13 protein-coding genes are annotated in these 14,944 nt (G+C 70.6%); 8 read left to right on the top strand and 5 right to left on the bottom strand.

Annotation, left to right across the window (positions count from 1 at the left end; translation table 11 throughout):
- Positions 1 to 70: 70 nt before the first annotated feature.
- The gene (locus RBJ65_RS29355; protein WP_306323782.1) at positions 71 to 1,570 is read right to left on the bottom strand and encodes a peptide MFS transporter; all 1,500 of its coding nucleotides are present in this window, start codon (positions 1,568 to 1,570) and stop codon (positions 71 to 73) included.
- Between the two features lie 457 nt (positions 1,571 to 2,027).
- Here RBJ65_RS29355 and RBJ65_RS29350 point away from each other — a divergent pair, with 457 nt between their 5' ends.
- On the top strand, positions 2,028 to 2,705 hold the full coding sequence (locus tag RBJ65_RS29350; protein WP_306323781.1) for a response regulator transcription factor: 678 nt from the start codon (positions 2,028 to 2,030) through the stop codon (positions 2,703 to 2,705).
- Positions 2,706 to 3,274: 569 nt separating this feature from the next.
- Entirely contained in the window at positions 3,275 to 4,555 is a 1,281-nt protein-coding gene (locus RBJ65_RS29345) for an ATP-binding protein (RefSeq protein ID WP_306323780.1), read from the top strand.
- On the opposite strand, the gene RBJ65_RS29340 is transcribed toward RBJ65_RS29345, so the two are convergent.
- On the bottom strand, positions 4,556 to 5,083 hold the full coding sequence (locus tag RBJ65_RS29340) for a GtrA family protein (RefSeq protein ID WP_306323779.1): 528 nt from the start codon (positions 5,081 to 5,083) through the stop codon (positions 4,556 to 4,558).
- Between the two features lie 207 nt (positions 5,084 to 5,290).
- Between RBJ65_RS29340 and RBJ65_RS29335 the strand changes: the two genes are divergently transcribed.
- The 4 genes from RBJ65_RS29335 to RBJ65_RS29320 all read left to right on the top strand — a co-directional run bounded on the left by RBJ65_RS29335 (position 5,291) and on the right by RBJ65_RS29320 (position 9,433).
- Positions 5,291 to 6,430, top strand: a complete 1,140-nt coding sequence (locus RBJ65_RS29335; protein WP_306323778.1) for a 5-(carboxyamino)imidazole ribonucleotide synthase — start codon at positions 5,291 to 5,293, stop codon at positions 6,428 to 6,430.
- The gene (gene purE, locus RBJ65_RS29330; protein ID WP_306323777.1) at positions 6,427 to 6,987 is read left to right on the top strand and encodes a 5-(carboxyamino)imidazole ribonucleotide mutase; all 561 of its coding nucleotides are present in this window, start codon (positions 6,427 to 6,429) and stop codon (positions 6,985 to 6,987) included. Before RBJ65_RS29335 ends, purE begins: the two co-directional genes overlap by 4 nt.
- Before the next feature lie 5 nt (positions 6,988 to 6,992).
- Positions 6,993 to 8,183, top strand: coding sequence for a dipeptidase (locus RBJ65_RS29325; protein WP_306323776.1), 1,191 nt, complete (start codon positions 6,993 to 6,995; stop codon positions 8,181 to 8,183).
- Positions 8,184 to 8,317: 134 nt separating this feature from the next.
- Positions 8,318 to 9,433, top strand: a complete 1,116-nt coding sequence (locus tag RBJ65_RS29320; RefSeq protein WP_306323775.1) for a dipeptidase — start codon at positions 8,318 to 8,320, stop codon at positions 9,431 to 9,433.
- A 39-nt stretch (positions 9,434 to 9,472) separates the two neighbouring features.
- Here RBJ65_RS29320 and RBJ65_RS29315 read toward each other — a convergent pair whose 3' ends face one another.
- Positions 9,473 to 11,785 carry a hypothetical protein gene (locus RBJ65_RS29315; protein ID WP_306323774.1) on the bottom strand — a complete coding sequence of 771 codons (2,313 nt, stop codon included), beginning with the start codon at positions 11,783 to 11,785 and terminating at the stop codon, positions 9,473 to 9,475.
- A gap of 209 nt (positions 11,786 to 11,994) precedes the next feature.
- Here RBJ65_RS29315 and RBJ65_RS29310 point away from each other — a divergent pair, with 209 nt between their 5' ends.
- Complete coding sequence (locus tag RBJ65_RS29310) at positions 11,995 to 12,528, top strand: hypothetical protein (RefSeq protein WP_306323773.1); 534 nt, start codon at positions 11,995 to 11,997, stop codon at positions 12,526 to 12,528.
- A gap of 59 nt (positions 12,529 to 12,587) precedes the next feature.
- Here the strand turns inward: RBJ65_RS29310 and RBJ65_RS29305 are convergent, their stop codons facing one another.
- Positions 12,588 to 12,950, bottom strand: a complete 363-nt coding sequence (locus RBJ65_RS29305) for a VOC family protein (protein WP_306323772.1) — start codon at positions 12,948 to 12,950, stop codon at positions 12,588 to 12,590.
- A 93-nt stretch (positions 12,951 to 13,043) separates the two neighbouring features.
- Here RBJ65_RS29305 and RBJ65_RS29300 point away from each other — a divergent pair, with 93 nt between their 5' ends.
- Positions 13,044 to 13,550 (top strand): CGNR zinc finger domain-containing protein, encoded by a 507-nt coding sequence (locus RBJ65_RS29300; protein WP_306323771.1) that lies wholly within the window; start codon positions 13,044 to 13,046, stop codon positions 13,548 to 13,550.
- Positions 13,551 to 13,567: 17 nt separating this feature from the next.
- Here the strand turns inward: RBJ65_RS29300 and RBJ65_RS29295 are convergent, their stop codons facing one another.
- Positions 13,568 to 14,893: a UDP-glucose/GDP-mannose dehydrogenase family protein gene (locus RBJ65_RS29295; RefSeq protein WP_306323770.1), complete on the bottom strand. Its 1,326-nt coding sequence runs from the start codon at positions 14,891 to 14,893 to the stop codon at positions 13,568 to 13,570.
- Positions 14,894 to 14,944: the final 51 nt, after the last annotated feature.

The following is a 14,944-nucleotide window of genomic DNA, read 5'->3' as shown; positions in this document are numbered from 1 at the left end:
ACCGGAAACGGGGGCGGCCCGCACCGAATGGTGCGGGCCGCCCCCGTTCACGTAGAACAAGCGGAGCGCGTCAGTGGACGCCGCCCATGAGCGGCTTCACCTTCCGACGCAGCATGAACACCGCGACACCCGCCAGGACGGCCAGCGCCCCCTGCGAGGCGAACCACCACTCGCTGCTGGTCGGCGCACCGATCAGCTGCAGCAGCGCGATGACCGAGTCACCGGCGGTGACGGCCAGGAACCAGACACCCATCATCTGCGAGCCGTACTTCTCCGGCGCCAGCTTCGTGGTGAGGGACAGGCCGACCGGGGAGAGCGTCAGCTCACCGATGGTCTGGATCAGGTAGACGATGACCAGCCACATCGGGGTGACCTTGGCGTCGCCGGAGGCGGCCGTCTGGGCCAGCATCATGACGAAGAAGGACAGGCCGATCAGGAACACACCGTTGGCGAACTTCGTGAGGGAGCTGGGCTCCTTGCCGCGGCGGTTCAGCCACAGCCACAGCCAGGCGAAGATCGGCGCGAGCGCCATCACGAACAGCGAGTTCAGCGACTGGAACCAGCTGGACGGGAACTCGAAGCCGAACAGCGTGTTCGCGGTGTTGTCGTTGGCGAACAGGTTCAGCGTGGAGCCGGACTGGTCGAAGATGCCCCAGAACACGGCGGCCACGATGAAGAACCAGATGTACGCGGAGACCCGGGACTGCTCGGTGTCCGACAGGTCCTTGTCGCGCTTCATCTTGACCAGGTACCAGATCGGCAGGACCAGGCCGAGGACGGTGAGCGGCCACAGGATCCAGTTCACGGTCAGCGCACCGGCCGCGCCGGCGACGGCGTAGAACAGGATGGCGACGACCGCCCAGATCGCGCTCTTCTTCCACAGGTCGCGCTTCTCGTCGTCGCCCATCGGGGACGGGACGACGTTGGACTCGCCCGACAGGTAGCGGTAGCCGAACAGGAAGCAGACCAGGCCGAGCGCCATGCCGACACCGGCCATCGCGAAGCCGAGGTGCCAGTTGACCGTCTGGCCGACCGTGCCGATCGTCAGCGGCGCGAAGAAGGCACCGAGGTTGATCGCGATGTAGAAGATCGAGAAGCCGCCGTCACGACGCGGGTCGTTCTTCTCCGGGTACAGGTGGCCGACCATCGTGGAGATGTTGGCCTTGAGCAGACCCGAACCGGCGGCGATCAGACCGAGGCCGAGGTAGAAGGAACCGGCCCACGGCAGCGCCAGCGTGAAGTGGCCGACCATGATGATCGCCGCGCCCACCGCGGTGGTCTTGCGCGGACCCCATACGCGGTCGCCGAGCCAGCCGCCCGGGAGGGCGAGCAGGTACACAAGGGCGTTGTAGACGGAGTAGATCGCCGTCGCCGTGGCTACGTTGAGGCCGAGGCCACCGTCGACGACACCGGCCGACAGGTACAGCACGAGAAGCGCGCGCATCCCGTAGAAGCTGTACCGCTCCCACATCTCCGTCAGAAACAGAAAGGCCAGGCCGCGAGGGTGGCCAAGGAAGGTCTTCTCACCGGCGCCGGGCGCGGTGGTGTCCTTCGTCAGGCTGGACGCCATGGGGGGTTCCTTGCTCGCTCGGGACGCTGCACCTTCGTGGGGAGCGCGCGCCCGGGATGGGGGCCGGCACCGGTACCCGCCAGTGCGGCGGGCCCGAGATCCACACCCCGACGCGCGTCCTTACACGCGGGGCCCGACCACAGGTCATTCCTAAAAATGCTGACGGAAGTCAGCTCACACAAGAAAGGGACCTTGGGTGCGCGGTGCGCTCCAAAGGTCCCCCAGTAGTGCATCAGGCGTTGAATCACCTTACGAACGACTCAGTGGCATATGGAAGGACTTGAGAGATGGATCACAGGCCTTCACGGAACCGCCCGCACTATTTCAAAGGTGTTCCCCAGGATGACACCCGACCCTCGCAGGGCGGGAACGCGGAGGCAAAAATTCCGTAAGCGCGCGGGCGCCGCTGTATCCGATCACCCCACGGGCGTCGTACGGCGCGGACTACCATCACCCCATGACCCGTGTACTGCTCGCCGAGGACGACGCGTCCATCTCGGAGCCCCTGGCCCGCGCCCTGCGCCGGGAGGGCTACGAGGTAGAAGTGCGCGAGGACGGTCCGACCGCCCTCGACGCCGGACTGCAGGGAAACATCGACCTCGTCGTGCTCGACCTCGGACTGCCCGGAATGGACGGTCTTGAGGTGGCCCGCAGAATGCGCGCCGAGGGGCACACGGAGCCGATCCTGATCCTCACCGCGCGCGCGGACGAGGTGGACACGGTCGTCGGGCTCGACGCCGGCGCCGACGACTACGTGACGAAGCCGTTCCGCCTCGCCGAACTCCTCGCCCGGGTCCGGGCGCTGCTGCGGCGCGGTGCCAGTGAGCCGACGCAGGCGCCTGCCACGCACGGGGTGCGGATCGACGTCGAGTCGCACCGCGCGTGGATGGGCGAGGAGGAACTCCAGCTCACGGCCAAGGAGTTCGACCTCCTACGGGTCCTGGTCCGCGACGCGGGCCGCGTCGTCACCCGTGACCAGTTGATGCGCGAGGTCTGGGACACGACGTGGTGGTCCTCCACCAAGACCCTCGACATGCACATCTCGTGGCTCCGCAAGAAACTCGGCGACGACGCGGCGAATCCGCGCTACATCGCCACGGTCCGCGGCGTCGGCTTCCGCTTCGAGAAAAGCTGACCCACCCCACACGGGGCTCCGCCCTGCCCCCCGCTGCTCAGCCCGCACCGCACGGGGCTCCGCCCCGGACCCCGCTGCTCAATCGCCGCAGGGGCTTGATTGTGCGCACTCCGGCCCGATCGGCGGCGAGCGAGCACATCCAGCCGCGCCGGCGTCGAGCAGGCAAGTCCAGCCGTGTCGGTGGCGAGTGGGCACATCCAGCCGCGTCGGCGTCGAGCGGGCACATCCAGCGGCGCGGGCATCGAGCAGGCAAGTCCAGTCGCGTCGGTGGCGAGTGGGCACATCCAGCCGTGTCGGTGGCGAGCGGGCACATCCAGCGGCGCGGGCGTCGAGCAGGTAAATCCAGTCGTGTCGGTGGCGAGTGGGCACATCCAGCCTCGCCGGCGTTTGAGGCGTGGGGTCCGGGGCGGAGCCCCGATCTTTTGAGCCCGTCGGCGATTGAGGCGCCGGGCCGGGGGCCGAGCCCCGGTCTATTCAGCCTCGCCGGCGTTTGAGGCGCGGGGTCCGGGGCGGAGCCCCGAGGCGTTGGTCACGGTGCCGGCCGAACCGCATCCGGGACACTAGGACCTATGCGCCGCCGACTGATCAACTCCACCCTCGCCGTGGTCCTGGTAGTGATCGCCGTCTTCGGCGTCTCCCTGGTCATCGTGGAGACCCGAACCATCACCAACAGCGCCCAGGAACGCGTCGAATCGGAGGCCGTCCGCCTCGCCTCCATCGTCGACAGCCGAATCCTCAGCGAGGAGCAGATCACCGGCGACATCCTCCAGGACCAGGTCGCCGGCGCCCGCTACGCCGAGATCGACATGCCCGACCGCGCGCCCATCACCATCGGCACCCCACCCGCAGGCGACGTCATCTCGTACACCGCCTCCGGCGAACAGGGCGAGAAGGTCACCGTCGAGGAGGCGCGCTCGGCCGTCACCACGGAGGTCGGCCGCACGCTCCTGATCATCGCGGGCGTCGCCCTCCTCGCGATCGTCGCCGCCGTCCTCCTCGCCGTACGCCAGGCCAACAGACTCGCCTCCCCCCTCACGGACCTCGCCTCCACAGCGGAGCGCCTCGGCTCCGGCGACCCCCGCCCCCGCCACAAGCGCTACGGCGTCCCGGAACTGGACCGCGTCGCCGACGTCCTCGACGGTTCGGCGGAGCGCATCGCCCGCATGCTCACCGCCGAACGGCGCCTCGCGGCCGACGCCTCGCACCAGCTGCGTACGCCCCTCACGGCGCTCTCGATGCGCCTGGAGGAGATCACGATGACCGACGACCTCGACGAGGTGAAGGAGGAGGCGACGATCGCGCTCGCGCAGGTCGAGCGGCTCACCGACGTCGTCGAGCGGCTGCTCACCAACTCCCGCGACCCGCGCACCGGCTCCGCCGTCCCCTTCGACCTGGACGAGGTGATCAAGCAGCAGCTGGAGGAGTGGCGCCCCGCCTACCGCAGCGCCGGCCGCGCGATCGTCTCCTCCGGCAAGCGCCACCTCACGGCCGTCGGCACCCCGGGCGCGGTCGCCCAGGTGCTCGCCGCGCTGATCGAGAACTCGCTGATGCACGGCGGCGGCACCGTCGCCCTGCGCACCCGCGTCACCGGCAGCCAGGCCATCGTCGAGGTCACGGACGAGGGGCCCGGCGTCCCGGGGGAGCTGGGCTCACGGATCTTCGAGCGGACCATCAGCGGCCGCAACTCGACGGGCATCGGCCTCGCCGTCGCCCGCGACCTGGCGGAGGCGGACGGCGGCCGCCTCGAAATGCTCCAGTCGAGCCCGCCCGTCTTCGGCCTGTTCCTGTCCCGTACGCCGCTGAAGAAGGCGACGGGAGACGAGGCGGAGGACCAGCAGACGATCCGGTGACTACCGGGGCCGGGCCGCGGACGTGGCCGGCGACTCGTCGAGGAACGATTCCGCACTGGCCACGGCCTCCCGCGCCGGCAGCGTCCTGAACACCCACGTCCGGTACGACCAGAACCGGAACAGGGTCGCGAGCCCCATCCCCAGGAACTTGAAGACGTTGCTCTGCAGCGGGCTGTGCCAGCCGAACCCGTACGTCGCCGCGTACAGGACCCCGTTCTCGATGACCAGCCCCGCCGCGCTGAACAGCAGGAACAGGGTCAGCTCCTTCGCGCGGCCGCTCTTGTCGCGGTCGCGGTACGTGAAGTAGCGGAACCCCACGTAGTTGAAGGCGATGGCGACGACCGTCGCGATCACGCTGGCGCGCACCACCTGGAGGTCGGTGCTGTGCCGCATGAGGTTGAAGACGGCGAAGTTCACGAGGACGCCCAGAGCGCCGACGACACCGAACTTGGCGACCTCGCGGGCCAGCCCCGCGAGCCGCTTGCGCAGCGCGCCCGTGGTGCGGCCGGTACGTCCGGTGATGCTCATGATGGTCGCCTCAGCCCCCGTGGTGTTCGCCGCGTCATGGTCCATGGTCCATGGTCCTGGTCCGGTTACGTGACCGACCCAGCCATGCTAACCGGGGCCCTTCCGCGGCGACGGAGGTCGGCGTCGATCCCCGTACGCAGCCCGTTGTCGTTTCCTACAGGACAAGGGGCGTACGGGATCCGGTCAATTGGCCGATACCCTGGACCGGTGACGTTCCCCGTAGTCGGTATGGTCGGCGGCGGCCAGCTCGCTCGTATGACACACGAGGCAGGCATCCCGCTCGGCATCAGGTTCAAGCTCCTCAGCGACACTCCGCAGGATTCCGCGGCGCAGGTCGTCGGCGATGTCGTGGTCGGCGACCATCGCGACCTGGACACGCTGCGCGAGTTCGCGCGCGGCTGCGACGTGATCACCTTCGATCACGAGCACGTACCGACAGCGCACCTGCGGGCCCTGGAGGCGGACGGCATCCCGGTCCGCCCCGGCCCCGACGCGCTGTTGTACGCCCAGGACAAGGGCGAGATGCGCGCGAAGCTCACCTCGCTCGGCGTGCCGTGCCCGCGCCACCGGATCGTGAGCGACCCGGTGGATGTCGCGGCGTTCGCCGCCGAGGGCGAGGGCTTCCCGGTCATCCTCAAGACCGTGCGCGGCGGCTACGACGGCAAGGGCGTCTGGTTCGTACGCTCCGAGGCCGACGCCGCCGACCCGTTCAAGGCGGGCGTGCCCGTCCTCGCCGAGGAGAAGGTCGACTTCGTACGGGAGCTGGCGGCGAACGTCGTCCGCTCCCCGCACGGCCAGGCCGTCGCCTACCCCGTCGTCGAGTCCCAGCAGGTCGACGGCGTCTGCGACACGGTGATCGCGCCCGCGCCCGAGCTGGACGAGTCGCTCGCGGGAGAGGCCCAGGAGCTGGCCCTGCGGGTCGCGCAGGAGCTCGGCGTGGTCGGCCACCTCGCGGTGGAACTCTTCGAGACCCGTGACGGCCGCATCCTCGTCAACGAACTGGCGATGCGCCCGCACAACTCCGGCCACTGGACGCAGGACGGGGCGGTCACGTCCCAGTTCGCGAACCATGTGCGCGCCGTCCTCGACCTGCCGCTGGGCGACCCGCGCCCGCGCGCCGAGTGGACGGTCATGGTCAACGTCCTCGGCGGCGACTACCCGGACATGTACAGCGCGTATCTGCACTGCATGGCCCGTGACCCGCAGCTCAAGATCCACATGTACGGCAAGGACGTGAAGCCGGGCCGCAAGGTCGGCCACGTGAACACCTACGGCGACGACCTGGACGAGGTGCTGGAGCGCGCCCGTCACGCAGCCGGCTACCTGAGGGGCACGATCACCGAATGAGCAGCACGACCAGCACGTCCCCCGTCGTCGGCATCGTCATGGGCTCCGACTCCGACTGGCCCGTCATGGAGGCCGCGGCCAAGGCCCTCGACGAGTTCGAGATCCCCTACGAGGTCGACGTCGTCTCCGCGCACCGGATGCCGCACGAGATGATCTCGTACGGGGAGCAGGCCGCGGAGCGCGGCCTCAAGGCGATCATCGCGGGCGCGGGCGGCGCCGCCCACCTGCCCGGCATGCTCGCGTCGGTGACGCCGCTGCCGGTGATCGGCGTCCCGGTCCCGCTGAAGTACCTCGACGGCATGGACAGCCTGCTGTCCATCGTGCAGATGCCGGCCGGCGTGCCGGTCGCGACGGTCTCGGTCGGCGGCGCCCGGAACGCTGGTCTGCTCGCGGCGCGCATGCTGGCCGCCCACGACGAGGAACTCCTCGGCCGCATGCGGGAGTTCCAGCAGGACCTGAACGACCAGGCGACCGAGAAGGGCAAGCGGCTGCGGGCCAAGGTCGAGGGCTCGGGCGCCGGTTTCGGCTTCGGTTCGGGTTCGGGTTCGGGGAAGTGACGCACATGAACGTCTCGTCCCTCGCGGAAGCCCGCTCGATACTCGCCGAGTTCCCCGTCGTCGACGGCCACAACGACCTGCCGTGGGCGCTGCGCGAGCAGGTGACGTACGACATCGACGCGCGCGACATCGCCGTCGACCAGAGCGCCCACCTGCACACGGACCTGGCTCGGCTGCGGGCCGGAGGCGTCGGCGCGCAGTTCTGGTCGGTGTACGTCCGCACGGACCTGTCCGGCGACGCGGCGGTCTCCGCCACGCTCGAACAGATCGACTGCGTCGACCAGTTGATCGCCCGGTACGCGGGTGAGCTGCGGGAGGCGCGGACGGCGGCCGACATGGAGGCGGCCCGTAAGGAGGGCCGCATCGCCTCCCTCAAGGGCGCCGAGGGCGGCCACTCCATCAACAACTCTCTCGCCACGCTGCGCGCGCTGTACGCACTCGGCGTCCGGTACATGACCCTGACGCACAACGACAACATCGCGTGGGCGGACTCGGCGACGGACGAGCCCGGCGTCGGCGGGCTTTCGGCCTTCGGCCGCGAGGTGGTCCGCGAGATGAACCGCGAGGGCATGCTGGTCGACCTCTCGCACGTCGCGGCGACGACGATGCGCGCGGCGCTGGATGTCTCGGAAGCTCCGGTGATCTTCTCCCACTCCTCCTCCCGGGCGGTGTGCGAGCACCCGCGCAACATCCCGGACGACGTACTGGAGCGCCTGCCGGGGAACGGGGGAGTGGCCATGGCCACCTTCGTCCCGAAGTTCGTGCTCCAGGCGGCGGTCGACTGGACGGCGGCCGCGGACGACAACCTCCGCTCGCACGGCTTCCACCACCTGGACACGTCCCCGGAGGCGATGAAGCTGCACCGCGCCTTCGAGGAGGCGCGCCCGCGCCCCGTCGCGACGGTGGCCACGGTGGCCGACCACCTCGACCACATGCGCGAGGTCGCGGGCGTCGACCACATCGGCATCGGCGGCGACTACGACGGCACGGCGTTCACGCCGGACGGCCTGGACGACGTCTCGGGCTATCCGAACCTGATCGCGGAGCTGGTCGACCGGGGCTGGTCCCGCGCCGACCTCGCCAAGCTGACGTGGCGCAACGCGGTCCGGGTCCTCGGCGACGCGGAATCGGCCGCCGCCGACCTCCGGCTCCGCCGGGGCCCGTCGAACGCGACGCTGGCGCAACTGGACGGGTAGCGCTCCGCGGGGGACCGGTGCCGCGTGGCGGTGCCGTCCGCCCGCCCACCCGAACGGCACCGCTCACCGAGACCCCGCCCCCGCCCCGTGCCACGGTGGTCCGAACGCCGCCCCACCGACGTCCGGAGCCCTCCATGGCCGACCTTCAGGACGACCTCAACACCCCCGTCGAGGCCAGGGGCCCGGCCAATCAAGCCCCGCCGGCGATTGAGGCGCGGGGTCCGGGGCAGGGCCCCGCGGCCGCAACCCCGTCGCAGCCCGACACCACCGCCGCCCACGACCTCCTCGCCCGCCACCCCGTCGCCGACGGCTACTGCGGCCTCCCGCAGGTGCTGCGCACCCTCCCCTGGTACGACCTGGAACTCGGCGAGAGCTCCGTGGAGGTCGACCTGCCGAGGCTCCGCGCAGGCGGCACCGGCGCACAGCTGTGGGCACCACACGTAGCCCCCGACGCCCCGGTCACCACCGCCCTGGAACAGCTCGACCTGATCACCAACGTCGTCGCCCGCCACCCGGAGGACCTCCGCCTCGCCCGCTGCGTCTCCGACACCACCGACGCCCGCGCCCACGGCCGTATCGCCGTCCTGATCGGCCCGGCCCCGGCCACGGCGACCGCGGACTCCCTCGGCACACTGCGCTGCCTGCACGCCCTCGGCCTGATCGCCCTCACGCTGACCGGCACGTCATGGACGTCCGGGGACGAGGGACTGACCCGGTTCGGCGAAGAGGTCGTACGGGAGATGAACCGCCTCGGCATGCTCATCGACCTCACCGGCGCCTCGCCCGCCACCGCCACCCGCGCGTTCGCCGTCTCGAAGGCCCCCGCCGTCATGACCCGCTCCGGCGCCCACGCCCTGAACCACCACCCCGACAACGTCCCGGACGAACTCCTCACCGCACTCGGCGAGAACGCGGGACTCTGCCTGGTGCCGTGCTCGGCGGACCGCACGGGGCCCGCCCTGGCGGACGTCGCCGATCACGTCGACCACGTCCGCCGCGTCGCGGGCCCCGAGTCGGTGGGCCTGTCAGGGACGTACGACACCGGGGACGCGCACCCCGAACACCTCACCGACGCCGCCGGCTACCCGGCCCTGATCGCGGAACTCCAGAGCCGCGGCTGGCCGGACACCGACCTCGCCCTGCTCACCTGGGGCAACGTCCAACGGGTGCTGCGCAGCACGGAGTTCGTGTCCCGTGCCGCCCGCCAACGCCGCGGCCCGTCGACGGCGACCCCGGACCTCGACTCGTAGCCGAGGTCCGGGGCCCCACTTCGACCGCACGCGCGCCGCTCAGCCCTGCGCGTCGCGCCGGCGCTTCACCCGGGCCAGGATCAGTCCGGCGGCCAGGAGCGCCGCGGCGAGCGCGGAGACGAGGCCGATCTGCGTGCCGGTATTGGCCAGCCCGCCGTTTCCGTCGTGCTTGCCGGACGGCGCGGACGGCTGGTCGTGGCCCGGTGCCGGGGTGCTGGGTGCCGGGGTCGGGGTGTGCTCGGCCGGCGGGGCCGGCTTGGCGCTGCGCGTCGGGGCGGGGGTCGGCCGCGGCCCGGTCGGCGGGGGAGTGCCGGTGGACTCGCCGGCGGTGTTGCCGCCGAGCATCACGAAGCCGTCCTTGTCGGCGTCGTCGGTCATGGCATCGACGGCGATCTTCGCCGTGCGAGGCGCGTAGCGGTGCTCGACCTGGAACCGGAGCCCGTTCATGTTGCGCTTGGGCTGCTTGGAGAAGTCCACGCCGCCCACGATGTAGACCAGCACGCCCCGGGCGGTGTCCACGTTGTAGCGGAACTCCCCCTCGGTGAAGATCTTTCGGTACTTCTTGAAGAGGGCGTCCTTGTCCCAGTTCTCGTGCGGGGCCCGCAGCTGCCACCGCTTCACGTCATTGCTGTTGATCAACTTGTGGTAGTCCGTGGGGGACTTGGCGTCCTGCTGGCGGATCCACTCCGCGGCGACCCGGGCGGTGTAGACCCGGCGCAGGTCCGCGTACTGCGGTGCCGTGTTGATGGTCTTCTCCACCGCGGGGACGATCATCCGCTCGATGACCGCCTGCGCCTGCCGCCGCTGGAGTTCGCCGGGGCGGCAGATCTCCTCGCCGCCGCCGGGCCGGGTGGCGAAGTCCTGGGTCGTGGACTTCAGCTTCAGGGGCGTGTCGAGGATGTGGACGCCGCTGTCCTGCTCGCGCACCGTGGCGGTCTCGGGCTCGATCCAGTTGCGGATCCCGGCGAAGCAGGGACGGCCGTTCTGCCGGGGCAGCGAGGCCCAGAACCGCCTCCCGAGGTCCGTCTTGGGGTCCATCGCCTTGAAGAAGTCGTGCTTCATCCGGAGGTCCGACTCCAGGAGCACGCGGCCCGCGTCGGTGGACGCGAACGTGTCGTCCATGACCCGGTCGGGCTGGTCCGGGTTGAGGTTGACCCAGAACTTGTCCGGGGTGAGCGCGAGCCAGGTGAAGAAGGCGTCCGAGATGAGCCGGGCCCTGGGCTGCGCGCCCCAGCCGCCCTGGTTCTCGTCCGGCAACTGCCGCGCGCTGAATGCGTAGTTGAGGCCCTTGCCCTTGACCGGCTTGCCGATGTAGCGCAGGTCGAGGCTGGTGAAGTCGACCCCGCCCGGCCCCTTGGGGAGGCGGCCACCGGTGTCGCCGGACCTGATGAGGGAGCTTTGCCGCTTCCATTCCTTGGCGGTGTTCGGCGACTGGCCGATGATGTCGTTGCCGCCGCCGCGGGAGCCGGTGTTGACGCCGTTCCCCAGGGACATGAGGGGCGAGTTCTTGCGGTAGGGGCCCTTCTCGGCCCACTTGGGCGCGCGCGGGACATGGTCGGAGTGGAAGTTGTACTCCCGCACGCGCCGCGCACCGGCGAGCCGCTTCATGGACTTCATGAAGCGGGTGCCCTCGCTCGTCTGCTTCTCACCGAAGACGAAGGTGTACTTGTACTGCCGCCAGCCGGGATGGCGCGCCCACGCCTTGTCGGCGGGAATCTGCTTGGGGCTGGGCTTGCCGTTGGACTTGATCTCGACGATCTCGCGGGTCGTCCTGTTGTAGGCGTCCAGTACCCGCTTGTAGCGCTTGCCGGTCCTGAAGTCCTTGAAGTACACCTCCTTCTGGCAGATCCAGTCCGGCCCGACCAGGCCCATGTCCTTGACGACCTTCCGCTCGAAGGCGGCGCCGCGCGGGTCGTTGCCGTGGTTGGGGATGTACTGCTTGGTCAGGTAGTCGGCGAAGTTCTTCCACCTGTTCTGCTTGTTGAAGCGGGCGTAGATCCGGCGGGGATCGTTGTGGCCGTACTTCTTGTACTTGTCCCCGGCCGCCTTGATCTGCGCGGCGGTGGGCCTGAGGCCGTCGAACGCCATGGCCGGGTTGACGTACTGGTAGCGGTCCCACTGGTCCTTGGCGCGGCTGGCGTCGCCGGGCGGCAAGGGCTTCGCCCGGAGGCCGTCGCTTTTCAGGCCGTGCAGTTCGTCGCAGCGTTTGCCGGGCTTGAGCGGCGCGGGTGCGGCCTGGGCGGGGCCGGCCGCGGCGGGCAGGCCGGTGACGACCACGGCCGTGGCGCACGCGAGCGCCAGCGCGCTCTTGCGGACCGCGCGCCACGGGGCACGCCGAACGGATTGATTCACTTGTGATTCCCCCGAGGGGCCCCGCGTCGTCGAACTCGTCCGGCGCCGGGGCCCCATGGTCCTGGGACGCCGGAGAGCCGTCTCACACTATGGGCTCAAGTGTTCGCGATGGCGCGGGAGTTGATCTCTGCCGATGATCAACACCACTCCTGCCCAAGGTGGTTACCGTGCCGTGATCCAGTGATCGGCTGTGCCGTTACGGTGGCCCCATGAGTCGCGAGAACTGGAGCACCAAGGACGTGCGCGAGGCGCGCCGGATCGACGTGCTGCGCCTGGAGAACGACGTGCTGCCGCTGTGGCTGGCGGAGCAGCAGTCGCGGTTCTCCGAGTGGGTGCGGGAGGTCGACGGCGTGTGGGACTTCTCCCCCGAGTCCCTGGACCGCCTTGAAGCGGCGGTGCGGGAGCGGTACCGGACCCAGGAGGAGTTCTGGGGCGCGGAGGCCGAGCGGTTCTTGCAGGTGGCGGCCTGGTATCTGGGTGAGGTGCACAACCGCCACCGGAACACCCAGTGGCAGGTGCACCCGGACGCCAAGGGCCGCCACCGCTGGAAGTCGTACCCGTTCGTCATTCCCCCGTGGGACCGCGTCGACGACTACGAGGACGAGGACGGCATCGAGTACGACGCGCGCCCCGTCGTCGACCCGCTCGTCAGCCTCCAGAACGCGGTCCTCGAACCGGCCGAGCGACCGGAGCCGGGGGAGACGCTGCGCGGCGAACTCGACGCGTACGAGCCGAAGGACTGACCCTCCGCGCCGGCCCCGCCCCCGCCCCTGGCCGGCGTCCGGCCGGAGCCCCTGTGGTCTCAGCAGGCGCAGAGGCAGAACGGGTGCCCCGCCGGGTCCGCGTAGACCCGCCAGCTGCGGGAGCGGTCCGCCGCGTCGAGGGCGGTGGCGCCAAGGGCGAGCACCTCCTTCTCCGCCGCGTCCAGGTCGGGTGCGGTCAGGTCGAGGTGGAACTGCTGCGGTGCGTCCGGCGCGGGCCAGGACGGCGCCACGTGGTCCGGCGCCTGCTGGAACGCGAGGCGGTGGCCGCCCGGCGCCTCGACGTCGACCCAGCCCTCCTCGTCCCCGGTGACGGTGCCGCCGAGCACGGCCGCGTAGAAGTCCGCCAGCTCGCGCGGGCGCGGACAGTCCAGGACGACGACTCCGAATTGTGCGACGGGCATGATGCTGATGCCTCCTCGTGTTACCTCTACATTGGCTTAGCCGGTAACTTCGGTGTTACTGCATGCTGCCCCATAGCGGGTAACGTCGCAACCATGAATGCCCGCCAGACCGCCCCTGGTCCCCTCGCCCTGATCGAGGCCCTGGTCAACACGCTGCTCGACATCACGACGGGCGAGGACACACTGGACCGGCCCGAGGTGCGCGAGAACCTCGGCATCGGGGCGGACGACGAGGTCGAGAAGGCGCGCGAGCTGCGCGAGTCGCTGCGCGCGGCGTGCCTGGCGCACGCGGGCCACCCGCCGCACCGCTCCGTGACCCCGCTGAGCGAACTGCTCGCCCGGGGCCCGCTACGGGTCGCGGTCGACGAGCGGGACGGCGCGGCGAGCCTGGTACCGGTGGACGGCGACTCGCTCGCCGGGCGGGTGGCGGCGGCCATCGCGCAGGCGCGCGGGGACGGCACCTGGCCCCGGCTCAAGGCCTGCGAGGCGGCCGACTGCCACTGGGCGTATTACGACCGGAGCCCCGCGGGCCGCGGTCGCTGGTGCGACATGGCGGTCTGCGGGGCCCGGGCGAAGATGCGGCGCTACCGCGCCAAGTAGCCGGTCGATGAGCCGGGTTACGCGGACGGGCGTCCCATCGCCCGGTACGTCCACCCGGCCGCCCGCCACAGCCCCGCGTCCAGCGCGTTGCGCCCGTCCAGGAGCACCGGGTTCGCGGCGGCCTTCGCCAGCTCGGCCGGGTCCAGCTCGCGGAACTCGCGCCACTCGGTGAGGTGCAGCACGATGTCCGCGCCGCGCACCGCCTCAAGGGCCGAGTCCGCGTAGCCGAGCGTCGGGAACACGCGCCGCGCGTTCTCCATGCCCTTGGGGTCGTAGACGGTGACCTGGCCGCCCTGGAGGTGGATCTGACCGGCGACGTTCAGCGCAGGGGAGTCGCGTACGTCGTCGGAGTCCGGCTTGAACGTCGCGCCGAGGACCGCGACCCGCTTGCCCAGGAACGCCCCGCCGCCCAGCGCCTCGCGCGCCATCTCGACCATCGCCCCGCGCCGCCGCATGTTGATCGAGTCGATCTCGCGCAGGAACGTCAGCGCCTGGTCGGCGCCCAGCTCACCGGCGCGCGCCATGAACGCCCGGATGTCCTTCGGCAGACAGCCGCCGCCGAAGCCGATCCCGGCGCGCAGGAACTTGTGCCCGATCCGCTCGTCGTAGCCGATCGCCTCGGCGAGCTTCGCTACGTCGCCGCCGCCCGCCTCGCAGACCTCGGCCATGGCGTTGATGAAGGAGATCTTCGTGGCGAGGAAGGAGTTCGCCGACGTCTTCACCAGCTCGGCCGTCGGGTAGTCCGTGACGATGAACGGGGTGCCCTCGCCGACCGGCTTCGCGTACACCTCGCGCAGCAGCGCCTCGGCCCGCTCGCTGGTCACGCCGACCACGATCCGGTCCGGGTGCAGCGTGTCCTTGACGGCGAAGCCCTCGCGCAGGAACTCCGGGTTCCACGCCAACTCCGCGCTCCCCGGGAGGAGTTCGGCGAGCCGCTGCGCCGAGCCGACCGGCACCGTCGACTTGCCGACGACGAGCGCGCCCTCCTTCAGGTGCGGCGCGAGGGAGGCGAAGGCGGAGTCGACGTAACTCATGTCACAGCCGTACTCGCCGTGCTTCTGCGGCGTGTTCACGCACACGAAGTGCACGTCGCCGAACTCCCCGGCCTCGGCCCAGTCCATCGTGAAGCGCAGCCGCCCGCTCGAACCCTCGAACCCGGCGACGTGCTTGCGCAGCAGCTCCTCCAGGCCCGGCTCGTACATCGGGACCTCGCCCCGCGTGAGCATGTCGATCTTCTCGGGCACGACGTCCAGGCCGAGCACCTCGAAGCCGAGCTCGGCCATGGCTGCGGCGTGGGTCGCGCCGAGGTAGCCGGTGCCGATCACGGTGATCTTGAGGGCCATAACGGGGACTCCAGAGGGGTGGGTGCTTCAGGGCGCTGCCGAGCATAGCCG

The sequence above is a fragment of the Streptomyces sp. KL109B genome (assembly GCF_030766935.1).
Taxonomy (GTDB): domain Bacteria; phylum Actinomycetota; class Actinomycetes; order Streptomycetales; family Streptomycetaceae; genus Streptomyces.
This window is presented reverse-complemented; position numbering and strand designations above follow the sequence as displayed.